Annotated in this window: 16 protein-coding genes; 3 read left to right on the top strand and 13 right to left on the bottom strand. The window is 44.4% G+C overall.

What is annotated here, in order from left to right:
* Positions 1–16: 16 nt before the first annotated feature.
* On the bottom strand, positions 17–1,168 hold the full coding sequence (locus NSU15_RS05460) for a winged helix-turn-helix domain-containing protein (protein ID WP_339289496.1): 1,152 nt from the start codon (positions 1,166–1,168) through the stop codon (positions 17–19).
* A gap of 146 nt (positions 1,169–1,314) precedes the next feature.
* Positions 1,315–1,995 (bottom strand): YjgB family protein, encoded by a 681-nt coding sequence (locus NSU15_RS05455; RefSeq protein WP_339289494.1) that lies wholly within the window; start codon positions 1,993–1,995, stop codon positions 1,315–1,317.
* A 346-nt stretch (positions 1,996–2,341) separates the two neighbouring features.
* Here NSU15_RS05455 and NSU15_RS05450 point away from each other — a divergent pair, with 346 nt between their 5' ends.
* Genes NSU15_RS05450 through NSU15_RS05440 form a run of 3 tightly spaced genes read left to right on the top strand, consistent with a single transcriptional unit; the run spans position 2,342 to position 5,548 of the window.
* Positions 2,342–2,953: a sigma-70 family RNA polymerase sigma factor gene (locus tag NSU15_RS05450; RefSeq protein WP_339291253.1), complete on the top strand. Its 612-nt coding sequence runs from the start codon at positions 2,342–2,344 to the stop codon at positions 2,951–2,953.
* Positions 2,953–3,300, top strand: coding sequence for a hypothetical protein (locus NSU15_RS05445; protein ID WP_339289493.1), 348 nt, complete (start codon positions 2,953–2,955; stop codon positions 3,298–3,300). The genes NSU15_RS05450 and NSU15_RS05445 overlap by 1 nt, the downstream gene beginning before the upstream one ends.
* On the top strand, positions 3,290–5,548 hold the full coding sequence (locus NSU15_RS05440) for a carboxypeptidase-like regulatory domain-containing protein (RefSeq protein WP_339289491.1): 2,259 nt from the start codon (positions 3,290–3,292) through the stop codon (positions 5,546–5,548). The genes NSU15_RS05445 and NSU15_RS05440 overlap by 11 nt, the downstream gene beginning before the upstream one ends.
* Positions 5,549–5,623: 75 nt before the next feature.
* Here the strand turns inward: NSU15_RS05440 and NSU15_RS05435 are convergent, their stop codons facing one another.
* The 11 genes from NSU15_RS05435 to NSU15_RS05385 all read right to left on the bottom strand — a co-directional run bounded on the left by NSU15_RS05435 (position 5,624) and on the right by NSU15_RS05385 (position 16,279).
* Positions 5,624–6,433, bottom strand: a complete 810-nt coding sequence (locus NSU15_RS05435; RefSeq protein ID WP_339289490.1) for an SDR family NAD(P)-dependent oxidoreductase — start codon at positions 6,431–6,433, stop codon at positions 5,624–5,626.
* A 46-nt stretch (positions 6,434–6,479) separates the two neighbouring features.
* Positions 6,480–6,914: a MarR family transcriptional regulator gene (locus tag NSU15_RS05430; protein WP_339289489.1), complete on the bottom strand. Its 435-nt coding sequence runs from the start codon at positions 6,912–6,914 to the stop codon at positions 6,480–6,482.
* Positions 6,915–7,043: 129 nt separating this feature from the next.
* Positions 7,044–7,619, bottom strand: a complete 576-nt coding sequence (locus NSU15_RS05425; RefSeq protein ID WP_339289488.1) for an RDD family protein — start codon at positions 7,617–7,619, stop codon at positions 7,044–7,046.
* A 60-nt stretch (positions 7,620–7,679) separates the two neighbouring features.
* Positions 7,680–7,988 carry a hypothetical protein gene (locus NSU15_RS05420; RefSeq protein WP_339289487.1) on the bottom strand — a complete coding sequence of 103 codons (309 nt, stop codon included), beginning with the start codon at positions 7,986–7,988 and terminating at the stop codon, positions 7,680–7,682.
* Between the two features lie 154 nt (positions 7,989–8,142).
* The gene (locus tag NSU15_RS05415; protein ID WP_339289486.1) at positions 8,143–9,993 is read right to left on the bottom strand and encodes an ABC-F family ATP-binding cassette domain-containing protein; all 1,851 of its coding nucleotides are present in this window, start codon (positions 9,991–9,993) and stop codon (positions 8,143–8,145) included.
* A gap of 381 nt (positions 9,994–10,374) precedes the next feature.
* Positions 10,375–11,289: a L,D-transpeptidase family protein gene (locus NSU15_RS05410; RefSeq protein WP_339289485.1), complete on the bottom strand. Its 915-nt coding sequence runs from the start codon at positions 11,287–11,289 to the stop codon at positions 10,375–10,377.
* 331 nt (positions 11,290–11,620) lie between these two features.
* Entirely contained in the window at positions 11,621–12,340 is a 720-nt protein-coding gene (locus NSU15_RS05405) for a copper homeostasis protein CutC (RefSeq protein WP_339289483.1), read from the bottom strand.
* Positions 12,341–12,481: 141 nt separating this feature from the next.
* A complete protein-coding gene (locus tag NSU15_RS05400) occupies positions 12,482–13,450 on the bottom strand; it encodes a sugar phosphate isomerase/epimerase (protein WP_042124692.1) in 969 nt (322 codons plus the stop codon).
* On the bottom strand, positions 13,451–14,182 hold the full coding sequence (locus NSU15_RS05395; protein ID WP_042124690.1) for a ThuA domain-containing protein: 732 nt from the start codon (positions 14,180–14,182) through the stop codon (positions 13,451–13,453). It lies immediately after the preceding gene.
* Positions 14,183–14,241: 59 nt separating this feature from the next.
* On the bottom strand, positions 14,242–15,318 hold the full coding sequence (locus tag NSU15_RS05390; RefSeq protein ID WP_339289482.1) for a Gfo/Idh/MocA family oxidoreductase: 1,077 nt from the start codon (positions 15,316–15,318) through the stop codon (positions 14,242–14,244).
* Positions 15,319–15,325: 7 nt separating this feature from the next.
* Positions 15,326–16,279 carry an AraC family transcriptional regulator gene (locus NSU15_RS05385; protein WP_339289481.1) on the bottom strand — a complete coding sequence of 318 codons (954 nt, stop codon included), beginning with the start codon at positions 16,277–16,279 and terminating at the stop codon, positions 15,326–15,328.
* Positions 16,280–16,488 lie beyond the last annotated feature (209 nt).

The following is a 16,488-nucleotide window of genomic DNA, read 5'->3' as shown; positions in this document are numbered from 1 at the left end:
AATTGTCAGAGAATTATCAGAGAGCTGTCACGATATTCATAAGCACGGTTTCCAAGGATTGCTCCAAACGATGGAATCCCCGTTCTTCCTTCTCTCGTTCAAATAAATCTGCATATTTCCGATGTAAAGCTGACTGTGGAGAAAACTCGTTACAATAGTGAACAATTCTGTATAATGCATATATCTGCATCGGCACGAATCCTGACATTTCAAGCACCTGAAGTGCCTCATCCAATAACTGCTCTGCTTCACGCCAAGACTTGCGCCGTAGAAAACACAGGCCTCTTGCAACTTTATAACTGCCGATCTCCCGCAAAAAAGGCTTCTCCTGCAAAAGCGCTTCAATGTCTTTCGCCATCCGTTCTAATTCCTGATCTTCTGTTCCCATCCACAAGTGTACGAGCATTTCAGAAATTGCCGTTACAGGAATGAAGTTCTCATACCCTGGCTCTTTAATCACTTCATGCGTCAGCTTTAATCGTTCTAATGCTTTTTCCGGCTGCCCGGCCAGCGTGTATAAATCCAGAATATTAAGGATCTCCATTTCAACATGCTGGGGCGGCAAAAGAATCTTTTTCTCAAGGACTAGCTCGCAGAACTCCAGTTTCTGCTTTGGATCACCCAAAAACATATAACATATTAACAGCGAATAGAATCGCTCTTCTATCTCAACTTCCTCCGTGTTCAGAAGCCATTCCAAATCTCCCTGTACAAAATGAATATAGATCGAATAGAACGGATCCATTTCATAACCCAAAACATCCTGTTGTCGCGCTAAGGTTAACATGGATCGGCCTTGGCCGTATTGATGATATTTTACGAATACTTCCCGCATCGTCTTTTGCATTTCCAGGTCATATGTAGTCGGATTAGCCATGGCGGCAGAGGAATCCTTCATCGTCAGGCTATAGCCGAATCCCCGAACAGTCTTAATATCTAAGTCTTGTAGCTTCCCTAGCTTTTTACGAAGCCGATAAATATGATCATCTACCGTTCGCTCTACCGGATATTCCAAGGGCCAGACCTTATCCAGCAACTGTTCTCGACTGAACGTACGTCCTCTATTTTTGTACAAGAACTGAAAAAGCGTAAATTCCTTTGGAAATAATTCTATCGTTATCCCATCTGTGGTCACTTTATATTCGCTTTCGTTTAATTCCAGTTGCATGATAGAACCTCACTTTCCCCCGAATCCGCTCATTGATTACATTATATCAGTCCGTCCAAGGCGTACTCCAGAACAAAGAGAAAACATACAAAAAGAGCAACCTACAGATTTCTCTGTATGATTGCTCTATGCACCCATTGCTGGTTTTACCCAGCCATATTGTTAAAGGAATCCTGTTCACTAAACACAGAAATATGATCTACTGTGCCGGTTGAGCTTGGAATAATAAATTTCAGCTGGTATTGGTCATTGGCTTGATAGGTGTAAATCTTATCGTCACCATTTGTTGTGGTGTCATCCGGTTTGCCAAGTGTTCCCTCGATTTGTTTCAGTGTCAGCTTTTGCAGTGCAGCATCACTGGAACGAACATCGAAGATCAGGCTCCCTTTGTTAAATCCAAATACAACATGTTTGTCAGTGTAAGTAGCATAAATACCTTTTCCAGCTGACTCTTGTTGATCAGGCTTACCCCAGTCCGCTTCTACCTCATCAATAAGACCGGTATGTGCAGCATATTCAACACCGGGCACCTTTCCTTTTTTGGCAAGTACAAGTAGTTCTTTAAGCTGTTCAGCGCTATATTGCGGATTAGCGTCGGCTGCATTTTTATTAGTCTCCGTAGGGGAAGTGGTCGCTGCTGATGCTGTTTCCGTAGGTGTGGTTGATGGGCTGACTTCCGGTTCAGAGGTTGCTGTTACGGCAGTTTCAGTAGGTGCTGTGGTTGGGGTAGCTGAATTTGCTTGTTCATTGTTCGAGCTGCATCCGGCTAATCCAATCATCCCTGTGAGCAAAATAGTGGCTGCTAAAAATTTAATCTGTGCTGACATGATGACATCTCCTTAGTAAATTCGCTTAAAGCCGATTGTAAAAATGGAACCGGACATATCTATCATTTACCCAAATCTGCGGAACATCAATAAATTACGGATTAATGCGCACTATCAGGGCATTTCATTGCAGAACGTGCAATAGAATTCATAAAAACCCCCTAACTAGGCGTTTCTTAACTATTTTGAATGTACAAAGTACAACAGAATTGATTTCCGCTCACTTCAGGATAGATTCTATTGCACAAACTGCAATGAGGGAACATCTCGGGAAGCTCATAGGACGTCGTCTCGGGAACGTCGTCTCGGATCATCATCTCAGGAAATACTCCCCCTAAGTAAAAATATTCCACACAAACGCAACCTTAATCCTCCAAGCCGCATCTTATTAGTAAAGGGAGGGGAGCTTCATCTGAATATTATAGAGAGAATCAAAGCAAAGGATGAGTCAGCTCTCCGCCTGTTAATGGACGATTACGGCGATATGCTGCTCCGAACCGCTTGCTTGCTGCTCAAAGATCGGCACAGTGCCGAAGAGGCGGTGCAAGATACTTTTATTCAAGCCTATGCCAAAATGAGTCAGCTGCAGGACCCGGAACGGTTAAAGGCTTGGCTCATTCGCATCGTAGTTAACCGCTGCCGTATGAAGCAACGGACTTGGAGCTGGCGTAATATTTTCCCTTCGGGCGGGTCAGAGCTTCAAGGAAGCGATGATGCAGGCTTCACTGCTGGAGCGGAAGAGCTTTTTATGGTGGAATGGCACAATATCAGACTCGCTGAGTCCATGAGGACTCTCGATTATGTATACCGAGAATGTCTGACATTATATTACTTTCATGAGATGAGCATCCGAGAAATTTCCGAGCAATTAAATACCCCTGAGAATACGATTAAATCCCGGCTCGCTAGAGGACGGACGCTCTTAAAAAAGATTTTGGAGAAGGAGGGACATTTCTAATGAACACGGAGAATACGGAACGCGAAGCTATCAAGCAATTACTAGACGAAGAACTACAATCCATACACTTTGAAGGACACGAACGCGTCCTCAAAATGACCCACCCTCCAACCTTTGGAGCCCGCCTCTTAGCATTCTGGAATAAGGAAATTGAGATCCCTGTCAAACCTATAGGCGCGATCGGCGCCATTATTCTAGTCGTTACACTGACCCTGCATCAACCAGAGGTTAAACACCATCCACAACAAGGCGTCCAGCAGCAAAAAAACCGGGAACTCATTGAGGCCGGAGGCAATACGTACTGGAAAGATATCTATGAGCAGGCGGTGAAGAAACATGCGAATTAAAATCAAGGTCAAACATCTGGTGTCATTCGTGCTACTCCCGGCCTCCCTGCTCATTCTTCTATTTAACTTTCTGCCCTCCTCAAAGGCGCAAATGGAGGAAAGCCCAGCTATCCAATCTAACCTGGCCCGTACAGAACTGCTGCAAAAGCTAGAGTCTACAACTGGCAGTAAACGTATGGAGCTTATTCAAACCAATATCATCGATAAGGAGCACGGCTACGATCCCTATAGATACGACGTAAATATTGGTCCCTCTATGAGTCAGTGGAATCAGGATGAACCGAGTATTTCCGATTTGCTACCGGAGGATAAAATCGCTTTGTTAGAGGAATACATCCTAGATGGACCAGCGAATAATACACGGATATTTGCGGCTAAGCTGCTTGTCTATGAATATGATGCTCTTGGTCGTAGGGACGACGGAGATCAAGCGCTATACACCGCTGCAAAACAGTTAGACAGCAATTCTAGCGTGGCAAAAAAGCTAGCTCTCCTTCGTGCAGAACGTGCCCTGAATCGTGGGGATATAATAACCGCTGAAGCTATTCTTGAACAAACCACATTTCCATCCGAGAATCAGGAAGATTTAAATGCACAAAAAGCATGGCTTACTGGACGCGTGCTCTTCACGAAAGGAGAAGCGCTGGAAGCTCTTGCCGAAGTAGACAATGGCTTAGCAAGCTACAAAAAATTCTGGCAGGATATTCATACAGCAGGTCCATCATCAAGTTCAGCGCCAGAGATAGGTACTTCAGAAACCGAAATGCAGCTTGAAGCGCTAAAATCCGCCATTCAGTCAGCTGTAGATATGGGAAGTACCTCTACAGCTGTCGTATCCGGAACACTGACTCGTAGCGATGGTTTGCCGGTCTCACGTGCAGGTATTTTTCTCCGTGCTGAAAGCGAGGTTCATCATAGCATTACTGAGGCTGAACCGTACCGAGTCGTTACCGACGATAAAGGGCGTTTCGAATTCCACGGTGTGATTCCGGGCTTCTATCAATTCCAGCTTGGACTTAGCTATGATCAGATCGACGGCTGGACTTGGCCTGTACAGTATGACGATTGGATTGAAGTTAAACCGGATGATAGGTTGAATGAGAGCATTGTTCTACAACCTCTGCTAGAGCTTCAGTCTCCTATTAATCAAGAGACGATAATAGGTCAGTCTGTAGATTTTCGCTGGAAGGCTGTTAAAGGTGCGGCTTACTATCGCTTAAGCGGAGGGGTATCGACGGTGGGAAGCTCCTTCAGTTCGCAGATTCGGGACTATATTACAGATAATCAAGTCTCCATTCCAGTAGATGAACTCTATTACAACAGTGGTTTCTCCTACGGCAGCGGCGGAGAGGGCTTTGAATCGATTGATCCTCTTTCTTTTCTCGTGTTCATGAATCCGGAAGCACGCTTTTCTTGGAATATCGAGGCATTTGATGCGGATGGACGCCTGATTACCCGCAGTAATGGCTACAGGTTAAACGAAGACACCGTCGGAAATCTTCCTTTCTTCTATCTCAAGGAACGAGAACTGACCACGGCTGATAGACTATTGCTTTATAAGAACCCAGAGCAAGCCCTTGAAATGTACCAACAAAATGTCTTGGATGATCCACAGGATGCTCATGCCCTGCATATGCTTGTAAAGCTGTTGCTCGCCAAATCATCCATCACGAAGGATGACTCATTAGAAGATCGGGCGATTCCTTCACTCCAAAAGCTCATACAGTTACATCCTTATTCTAATTATGCCTTCACATTGACGCAGTATTATTTTGATCATAAGGACTGGAAATCATATAACGAATTTCATTCCCTCTACAACGAGTTAAACTCCATCGAATTAAACAGTTATGTACGCTCTATTAACGCGACAGCACTCTTGCATCAAGGCAAGCTTAAAGAAGCTCGGGAACAATTTGCTATCGCCTTAGAGCATGATAACAGCCATCGTTTTATTGGCAGCTATTTGGCAGCAGAATTATACGCAGGCGAGTCACTCTCTTCTGTCTTAACACTTGCTGAACGTTACCCAGAACACAGCTTTGGTCTTAATGGGTATCGTTGGCCACAAATGGTTAAACAGCTAATGACCGAACGAACAAAACAGCCTAGTAACTTTGAACAAGAGTTGAAGGAAAAACTCGGATGGTACATGAATGGTCAGACGGATGTTTTGAAGAAATGGATTGAAGGAGCAAAGTCCTCCGCCCTAAAGACCTTTATGAAAGCCGTACTAGAGGTAAGCTAACTCATTTATGCATACAAAAATCCGGTCCCTCTCGATAAATACGAGCATGGACCGGATTTTTATTTACGCATGATTTTATTTAGATTTAGCTTCCATCATGTAATTCTGGAAGTCCGTAATGCTTGGGTTGGACATATAGTGACCACCCTCTACTTCAATCGTTTGGCCAGTAATGAATTTAGATTCATCCGATGCCAGGAACAACACTGTGTTTCCGATGTCATCTGCTTCACCATGATAAGGCAGAGCGTTGAACTTCTGGAAAATATCCAGAACAGCTGGCGGCATATTTCTTGCAGCCGCAGGTGTTAGGATCAGGCCTGGAGCCACTCCGTTACAACGAATCTTATCCTTGCCATATTGTGTGGCGATGTAACGAGTTAGGTTCACAACAGCTGCCTTAGAGGAGCCATATGCCGTACGCAATGAATCTCCTGCAAATGCTGACATGGAAGCTGTGTTAATGATGGAGCCCCCGCCCGCTTTAATCATATGTGGAATGGCAAACCGGCTGCCTAACAGAACACTTTTGGTGTTCACGTTCATCAGGCGATCCCATTCTTCCAAATCTATGTTGACGACATCTAGGTCTTTTTGCAGATTAGTTAGACCTACGTTGTTGAATAAAACTGTAATTGTGCCATACTGAGCAACTGTGAAATCAACGGCTTCCTTAATCGAATCCGCTTGGGATGCATCCAAGAAAAGACCTTCCGCCACTCCACCCTCACTTTTAATCTTAGCCGCTGCTTCTTTAGCAGCCTCTACATTAAAATCGGCGATGACAACTTTAGCTCCTTCTCTAGCCAATAAAGTAGCGGCTGATAAGCCAATACCCGAAGCGCCTCCAGTTACTAGTGCAACCTTACCTTGAACTCTTCCCATATTCATACCCCTTTATAATGTGATTAAGATTCTTAGATGACTTCATTTATGTTTCAGAGCTATCAAAGCTCGTTAACAACTTCTCATAGATTTTCAAGAATTGATGCAGTTCTTCCTCATCGAGCTTCTGAAACATTTCAACTCGGAGCTCCTGCCCTTTTAGCTGTGCTTCCTTCAGTACATCTTTACCTTTGTCCGTGATAGAGAGCAGTACATTTCGGCGATCATCCTCGTTATATTTGCGCTCGGCCATTTCCTGCTTAATTAAGCGATTGGCAATGTTCGTCATCGCTCCCGGCGTATAACCTAGCTTCTTAGCCAAAGTAGTTTGCTTCTGGGGACCCTTTTTATTCAATTCTCCCAAGACGAGAACAGGTGATATCCCAATATTGTGGTCAAAAGCATTCATCCATCGAACAATAATTTCATTCGTGAATAATTCAACGGCATGTATAAGTCTAAAAATATCTGGGTTTTCCAAGACATCCTCCTTAGATATTCATAATCATTGGCTACTTCTACATGTATTTTAACACTAAAATATTTAATAGTAAATTATTTAACGGTAAAACACTTAATATTTAAAAAAGAATGCTTTTGAAAGCATCCTTTAAATTGCAGATTTATCAACAACATAAGTACCAGCCATCATATCGTGAAGCGCCCGTTTACGGGGAGTAAATGCAACGAATAGATAATCTACAAGCATGATGGGGCCAAGTATTTTACTAAGGTCAGTAGCCAAAGGTGCCCATAAATTAAGCGTGGTGGAAATCACAGTAAGATCGTAGAGGCTTACGCCAACAATCATTGAAAAAATCGTACTAATGATTCGGAAAATATTTCGAATTAAAGCTTCCTTCAACGTGGGAATATTCCCTTGCTGATTGACAATTTTTATCTTTAAAACCAGCTTTCCAGGCGATCCGCCAAATCTAACGATCATAAAAATATCAAACACGACGAAGAAAATATATTCAAGGATGATGGGAATTTCCGAATGCAAGGATACAGCTAATGAATTGAATATCCAGTATACAATAACCGCAGGTATCAGAATGATAAGGAGATCAAGAATAGTAGCGAGAACTCTTTTCCAAAAGCCTATGAAATCCTCCTGTTCCAAACGCTCAACTTCATTGTTATCCATATCAGGGCCCCGCTCTCTATGCTTTACTTTATTCATTCAATTATTCTATGTATCGCTTCCTGATCATATCCCCGATTCCATTCAAATTTCTAATCCTCATAGGCTCAGGCTGAGCCCAATCGGCAGGATGATAAGTCCTAGGGAAATAACAGTAATGACTCTCGTGGTGAGGATCGGTAGTTTTACATTTTTTTCTGATTTATACCATCCTTTAAACTGAAAATGATTCCGATACAGCATAAAAAATATCAATAGATTTCCAAGCCCCATACTCCAGTTATACAAGGGCTGACCAAAAATAGATTGATAAACCAATCTTTCTACTCCGCCTAAAATAAATAAGGTCAACACAAGCAATACGCACAATCGAAACAATTCCACAATAAAAGAACCCAGTTTTATCATTACATAACCGTCCTTTCCAGATCTCCTCGCCGCAACAAAACATCCATATTCATCCAATTATACACCTTGCCTGCGATGACTCCTATCGAAATATTAGAAAAACAACCCAGCCCAAGATACATTCTATCCTGAGCTAGGTTCTGTCGCTTCTTCCCTATGATGATGTAACTTCTCCCTTAATCCCTATTTCCTGGATCTGTGTCCTCAGATTAACAATTTCCGCCATTAACGCCTCATTCTCCGCCTCCGTATCCCTACTTCCGCTCTGAATCAATTGATTCAGACGCAGCTCCAGAAGAGCAAGATCATCCTCCCGAGCTTGTTCTTTACGGGTAAGCACACGGCTTCTATCTTTGGAGATGTATTCCTCATAGGAGCCTTGAAAAAACTTCGGTGCCTGAGTCGGTGCTAGGATTACCAAACGATTAGCTACTTTAGCGTGAAGATATCGGTCATGCGAGACCATCACAAGTCCCCCCGGATATCCCCTTAGCGCTTCTTCTACACGCTCTCTAGTGTCAATGTCCAGATAATTAGTGGGTTCATCCAGAACCAATAGATTAGCTTTTCCAAAGTACAATTTAAGGAAGGCTACACGACATTTCTCTCCCAGACTTAAATCACCGATTCGTTTAAAGACATCCTCCCGTGAAAATAAAAAACAACCCAGAATCGTTCGCGCCTCCGTCTGTGTCATACCGGGTAGTTCAAGCAAACTATCCAGGATGGTGGATGACACCGCTAAATTGTCCAGCTCTTGCGCATAGTAGCCAATCTTCGTACGCGGATGCAGCTGCACTTCGCCTTTGGTGGGTTTATGAATCCCAGCAATCAGCTTCAACAAAGAAGACTTACCAACCCCATTAGGACCCAGAATAGCGAGACGGTCTCCTCGATGCAATGACAAACTACAATCTGTTAATACAGGCGCACTACCTTTATATGCAAAATCGATCTCACGGAGTGACAGCAAAGTGTCAGCCATAAACGCTTCACTTTCCAGCTTCATCTTCAGCTTGCTTGTCTCCCGCGGCAATTCCACACGGTTCTTATTTAAGCGTTCGAGTGCCGCTTCTTTGGCATGAAGACGAGACACATTTTTCTTAGATTTCGCACGCAGAAAATCATGCTGGCCGGCAGCACGGTGTGCCTGCTGGAACCATTCGGCATATCTCCGGATACTCTCAAGCAGCTTCTCCTTTTCCTGTTCTTGCTTCTTATATTGTCCCTCTAGCGTTCGCGCCTCTACCGCCTTCTGCTCCCGATACTGAGTATATCCACCCGAATACCGACGACATCCCTCTGGACTAAGCTCCAGCAAAGCCGTTGCCGTTCGATCGATGAACGTACGATCATGCGAAACATAAAGCACAGTTCCGGGGTAGGTGTACACCCAATGTTCCAACCATTCCATCGTTTCTCCATCTAAGTGATTCGTCGGCTCATCCAGAATCAACAGCTTCGGCTGCTGGGCTAGTAATGCTGCCAGTTGGACACGTGTCTTTTGCCCTCCGCTTAGCGATGGGTATGGCAAATTCCAAACCGAACGATCAAGCTTGAGCTGCTTCAGACATTTTTCCGCTTTAGCCTCCCAGTCATACCCATCAAGCTGCAAGTATTGATCGTATACTTCGGCGTATTCTGCCAATCCCGCTTCGCTCTCGTCGTTCTGCTCCTGTAGCCTCTGACTGAGGGATTCAAGCCGGCGCTTCAATTGGGGGAGCTCAGCCGACCCGGAGAGAACATAATCCAATGCGGTTACTTCTTCTGATATCTCTAGCTGCTGATCCAGCACTCCCCATTCCTCGCGTGGCAAGCCATGATAGATACTTCCCTCCTCAAAAGTGAGGCGACCGATCAATCCCTTAAGCAGTGTGGTTTTGCCGATTCCATTACGACCGAACAAGAGCACACGCTCTCCTTCTGCAATCTCAAAGGACACCTTCTCAAATAACAGGTTCCCGTTCCATTCTTTACGTAAGTTCTTCGCTTTTATTAGGGTCATATTCCATTCCTCCGATTGTATTACAAAATAAAAAACCGCAGCCAGCGGTCTGCGGTCTAATAGCGTATGTTGGGGGGAATATGCCATAACATGAATAGACCACGGCCGTGATCACCTGCACAAGCAGAGTAAACTAAACCATAGATCGTTCTATTCATATAAAAGCAACGTAAGGTTCCCGACCGACACACGTATCCCTGACCGTTATCACCCTGCATGGGTGCTCCGTGACTTGTGCATATGCACTTCACAAGCTTAAGTGGTCTACTTCTAGGAAACGTGTTAGTTATTCATCAGTCGGTGGCCCTCCGTCATTGTCCGAATTTGTTTAATGAGTACAGTATATAACAACACAGCTTAGAAATAAAAGTTCAAGAACAGTTATAAATTAATCTTTACCGACTGAGACTCCGAGCTCCACTGCACCTGAATACCAAATAATTCAGGCAAGGTGCTAAGTGGAATCATCAATCGACCATTTTCATTGCGGGATGCTGGCATCGTAAGTGTTTTTCCATTCACAACAGCCTGACCGGATAACGGCTTATGTGACACCGTACGATTGCCTATCGTAATTAGCAACGCACCCGTTCCAGCTTCACTCTGTAAACTTCCACCTAACAGGGCTACAGATTCTCTCAGCGGAACAAATACACGCGAGTTATCCATTAAAAAAGGATCTTTCAGCTTTGTCGTGACTCCATCCATCTCAAAAGCTCCAGCAAACGTCTTACTTCCTACGGAATATCCATTTTTAGTCGCAATGTTCTCCATCGCCAGTGTGCTTGTTGTGATGATAACCCTTGTATTCTTAGCTATTTTTGGGTAAAGCCAGTGGATGTCATCATTATGCATTCGAATACATCCGGCGCTAACATACTTTCCTATGGAGGACTCATTATTGTTGCCGTGAATCGCATACGTGGTACCATACGTTCCGTTCACTTCTAGTCCTAGCCAGCGGTCGCCAAGTGGATTGGCCGGATCACCCCCGGGTATTTTCTCTTTGTAATAGGGTCTGTTCTTTACTTTAACTACCATTTTGAAACTGCCTTCGGGTGTCAGTTCCTTCGACTTCCCTGTCGCGACTGGAAAGATCTTTACCAGCTTACCCTCACTGAAATACGCGAGTTTGTTTGTTTTTTTGTTCACGATAATCAGATCGGATCCAGCAGCAGCTTCCGCCTTTCCCACACCTGTAAAACATGCAGCGAACAGAAGCCCAAACACAAGCATCAGCTTTATGTTCCGCTGTAATGAAGATTGAAACCAGCTACTCGAAACAAAAAATCCCAATTTTCTCCACCTCCATATATAAAGACGAAATCATTTCAAATTAGTTGCATACCAGCCTGTACCTATTCTTTTCAACTCGTCCCCCTGCATTTGACGCAGAGATTGCAATACTGTAACCACGTGAACGCACATTAAAAAAAGCCGACCTTTGGATAACCAAAGATCGGCTCTGTATTGTATATGCTCAGTATTTCATGTTTAGACAACTAATGCTAGATCAGCATTCACAATTTTAATATTCCGATTTCATAATACCATCCAATTAACGCAAATTAAACCGAAATCTGCTAACAAGCCTATCGAGGGAAGGAATCAATAATGATCGGTATGGCTAGTCACCTTTTCTTTGATCCAGAAGGTTTCGAACTGCCTGAAAACGAAGAGGGTCTATCGGCTTCAGCGCATCACCATCTTCTCTAATTGCTGAACCAAAATGCACCCGATGCACACCTGTTTGTTGTATAAAATTGCTTATCCCTTCCACTGTTAACCCACTCCCCGCCAAAATGGAGATAGTTCGCCCCGAAGTACGCTGCTCCAACGCAGCAATGCGTTCCGCACCTCTAGGCGCTGTAGTCTGAGCACCCGATGTTAGAATGTCAGTAATTTGAGGATAACGCGTCAATATTTCTAACGCCTCAAATTGATCCCTCACTTCATCAAAGGCACGATGGAACGTCACCTCTAGATCTTTTGCAACATGAAGCAGCCTCTGAAGGGACTCCTCATCAATGGACCCCTCCTGGCCCAGCATGCCCATTACGATAGCTAATCCACCGATATATGCAATATGCTGAATATCCCGCGCCATGGTTTCTATATCATCCTTATCATAATAGAAAGACCTTGCGTGAGGTCTAACCATTACTCTAACCGGGATCGAAACGCTGTCGCGTACTTTTTCTATTAGCCCCAGACTGGGCGTCAATCCTCCTTCACTGATCCCAGTGATCAATTCAATCCGGTCAGCACCGTATTGCTCGGCCAGCACTGCATCACTTAATGTTGTAGCAATAACCTCTAGTAGCATTGTTGTCTCTCCTTCATTCATCTCAGAACCTTCTCCCTTGCTATTCTTTCCTATGGAACGTAGAAAATTACTCTTATCCATATCCACATAAACACGCAAAAAAAAAGGCCATGATCCTCTACAGAAACTAGAGAATCAAGACCTCTCGTTCTTAAACTATCCTTACGCCCACCACATACCTTGTGGTTGATCGCGAATAAGAATGGATTGCAAATTGGTTACTGCACGATGGAAGCCTTCGTCTACTGTCATAAGTGGGTCTTCATGCTCGATGCTGACCACATAATCATAGCCATAAGTACGCAGCGCACTCATGATATCTGACCATTCAGATATACTGTGTCCACAGCCAACGGAACGGAAGGTCCATGCGCGGGTCTGCACATCGCCGTAAGGCTGCATATCCGTCAGACCATACATATTAATATTGTCCTGATCCAGGTACGTATCCTTAGCATGGAAATGATGGATCGCGCCAGCTTTACCAAGAATCTTGATCGCGCCGACAGGATCGATGCCTTGCCACCACAGATGGCTCGGGTCTAGATTCGCGCCGATCGCATCACAAGTTGCTTCTCTAAGCTTCAGAATCGTGTAAGGAGTATGGCAGAGGAATCCACCATGAAGCTCGATACCGATCTTAACACCATGCTCCTCTGCCAGCTTACCGATTTCTTTCCAGTAAGGGATCAGTTTATGCTCCCACTGCCAGGTTTTGATGTCGCTGTACACGGTAGGCCAAGGGGTAACTGGCCAGTTCGGTGCTTTTGCCTCGTCGCTGTCTCCCGCGGTTCCCGAGAAAGTGTTCACTACCTTAACGCCCATTAGTGAAGCTAGCTTGATCGACTTACGCAAAATTTCGTCGCCTTCACGAGCTTCTTCTTTATCCGGCGAAATCGGGTTATTATGGCAACTGAAAGCACTGATCATAATGCCACGTTTCGTGAACTTCTCCAGATATTCCTTACGTGCTGATTCGCTGGCAAGCAGCTCATCTGTTGGGCAGTGGGCATTTCCGGGATTGCCTCCTGAACCGATCTCTACCGCATTCAAACCAGCAGCAGCGATTTTATCAAGCATCTCATCGAGAGTTAAACTTCCAAATACAGGATCAAATACGCCTAATTTCATTTATAATACCACCTTTTCTTTGATTGGCTCCAAAGCTTCAGAATGTCCGTAAACTGGATAATCACGCTTCGTTGGTGCACACCAGTTCACGCCATTGATGATGACTCTTTGGATTTCTTTGTTGTAGTAGGTTGGATAAGATTCATGACCGGGTTGGAAATAAAAGATCTTCCCGTTCCCACGGCGATAGGTCGATCCGCTTGGGAACACATTGCCGCCTTCAAACCAGCCGACAAAAATAAGACTCTCCGGTGCTGGCACATCAAAATGTGCTCCGTACATTTCCTCTTGCTCCAAATCGATATATTCGCCAATGCCCTCAGCAATCGGGTGACTTGGGTCCATAACCCAAAGACGCTCTTTCTCCCCTGCTTCACGCCACTTTAGATCGCAGCTAGTGCCCATCAGCTTCATGAATATTTTGGACATATGACCCGAATGAAGCACCACTAGCCCCATACCTTGCAGCACTCTTTGGTGAACGCGGTTTACAATCTCATCACTAACTTCTTGATGGGCGACATGCCCCCACCAAATCAGTACATCCGTGTTATCCAGCACTTCTTGTGTCAGTCCATGCTCCGGTTCATCCAGCGTAGCTGTCTGAGCGTCCAATCCGGCTTCCTGAAGGAAGCTTGCCAATTGTCCGTGAATCCCTTGCGGATAGACCTTGAGAATTCTCTCTTCCTGCCGTTCATGGCGGAATTCATTCCATACCGTTACTCTGGTCACTTTGGACACACTCCTAGTTCATAGTTATCTATGTCGTTAATCTTTATTGATTATTCAAATTAGTCAAAAAATACAGGCATGCCAGTCTCAGAGGATTTATAAATAGCCTCTAAGATGCGGGTAACAACGAGCGCCTGCTCTGGCTTCACTACAGGCTCGGTGTCATTGACGATGCTGTCGATCCACTGAGTAGCCTCCGTCACCGCAGGATCATCTCCTGCGCCATCATAAAAGTCAACGCCACCAGCTTCTAGGCTAATATGCTTCTCGAATGTCTTGCCGTATTCTTCTCCGTTAATACGCAGACCGTTCTCCATATCCGCTCCACCTTCAGTACCGCAAAGCACCGTCTTGGCTTCACCAACATCGAGGGTATTCAGCGCCCAGCTTGCTTCGAGAACAATACTAGCGCCATTCTCCATCGTAATGAATCCAATCGCGGAATCCTCAACTGTAAATTTCTCAGGATCCCACGGCCCCCAAGCATTCGCAGCGTTTTTACGACCGGACAGCTTATGATAAGCGTTACCCACAACATATTTAGGTTTGTAGTTATCCATCATCCAAAGGGTCAAATCGAGGGCATGCGTACCGATATCAATCAATGGACCTCCGCCTTGTGCTTCCTCATCTAAAAACACGCCCCATGTTGGAACAGCGCGACGACGGATCGCCTTAGCTTTAGCATAATAAATCTCTCCAAGACCATTATTCTCGCATACCGTATGCAGATAAGCTGAATCTGGTCTGAAACGGTTCTGATAACCGATAGTTAGCTTTTTCCCAGTTCGCTCTGAGGCATCGATCATGGCTTGCGCTTCTGCTGTAGTCTTAGCCATTGGCTTTTCGCACATTACATGCTTACCTGCCTCCATAGCCGCAATGGAAATCTCAGCATGAGAAATATTCGGTGTACATACATGAATCACATCTATACTTGCATCTTTAAGCAGTTCTTTATAATCTGTGTAAACCGCAGAATTCTCATCCCCAAACTCCGCTTTTGCCTTCTCCGCACGCTCAGGAACGATATCGCAAAAAGCAACCATTCTCGCACCTTCTACTTTTTTTAACGCTGGCATATGTTTACCGTTCGCAATGCCTCCGCAGCCGATAATTCCTATTGTTAATGTCATTTATATTCTAACCTCCACTTGTTCCTGTTTTGATATCTCTATCATACAAAGCCCGGGACCTGCTTTCTTCCTGCATTCTTGCTCTTTTATTCCCGAATATTGTCTTATGGTATTTAAGTGGGGATATCCCCGTTGCTTCTTTAAAAAAATGATGGAAGGTCTTTACGCTTCCAAACCCGGCGGCTTCCGCCACTGCTGACATCGGCAAATCATCATTGATCAATATCCATTTGGCTTTGTTAAGCCGATATTCATTTAAGAAGGCTATAAAGGTCATGCCGGTATTCTTCTTAAATAGCTTGGTAAAATAATAAGGACTAAAGCCCATATAATTAGCTACCTCGTTCAGTGTAATGGCCTCCTGATAGTGCTGCTCCACATAAATAAAAATCCGCTCTAATCGCTCCAGCGTCTCTCTGGACTGATTCAGTGTATCTTCCGAGAACTTAGGCTGTTTATTGATTGTACTCTTCGGAACCTCCCGCAAAATAACGGTCAGTAATTCAAACAATCTAGCTTTGATTAAGTAGGCGTACCCCTCTCTCCGCTGTACGTCTTCCTCGTATATACTCTCAATGAGCTCTTTGATCTTCTCGGCGGTTCCCTCAGGCCATTTTGAACTAGAATGCTCCATAAGCGTAAAAACCTCACGAAGCGAGTAGTCATTTCCGCTCAAAGCTGCGACTTCCTGAAACAAGTTAAGATCAAATTGGATCACAACCCGTTCGCTCTCAGGTGAGGCAAGAAAATAATGCACATCCCCACCATTGATGAACTGAACCTCACCCTGCTCCATGTGAATAGGGGTATCGTTAATTCCCAGATTTAGACTTCCTTTAGTTACATAGATAATTTCAATTTCTTTATGCCAATGCGGATAGCACAGCGTATCCCCTCCACAAAGTAAACTTCTAAAGGGAAAGTGCTTATCCACATCCGGAATTTCGAGATAAATATTCATGTGTGCAGCTCCTTATCCGATCGAACATTTAAACACAAGTTGAACATGCAAATTCGATTTTTACGTAAGCGTTTACTCTCTAAATGGTAGCCCTCTAATATTCTTTTGTCAATTCTAGATGTACACGGTCCTTAATATCATGCTTTTACTGCATTTCAGCACTCTATCTTCGTTTTAAAAGAAATTATTGGTAATTAAATCGGTTTCAT

Source organism: Paenibacillus sp. FSL E2-0201 (genome assembly GCF_037963325.1).
Lineage (GTDB): Bacteria > Bacillota > Bacilli > Paenibacillales > Paenibacillaceae > Paenibacillus_AQ.
The sequence above is the reverse complement of the archived record's forward strand: the minus strand, read 5'-3'. Positions and strand labels throughout refer to the sequence as shown.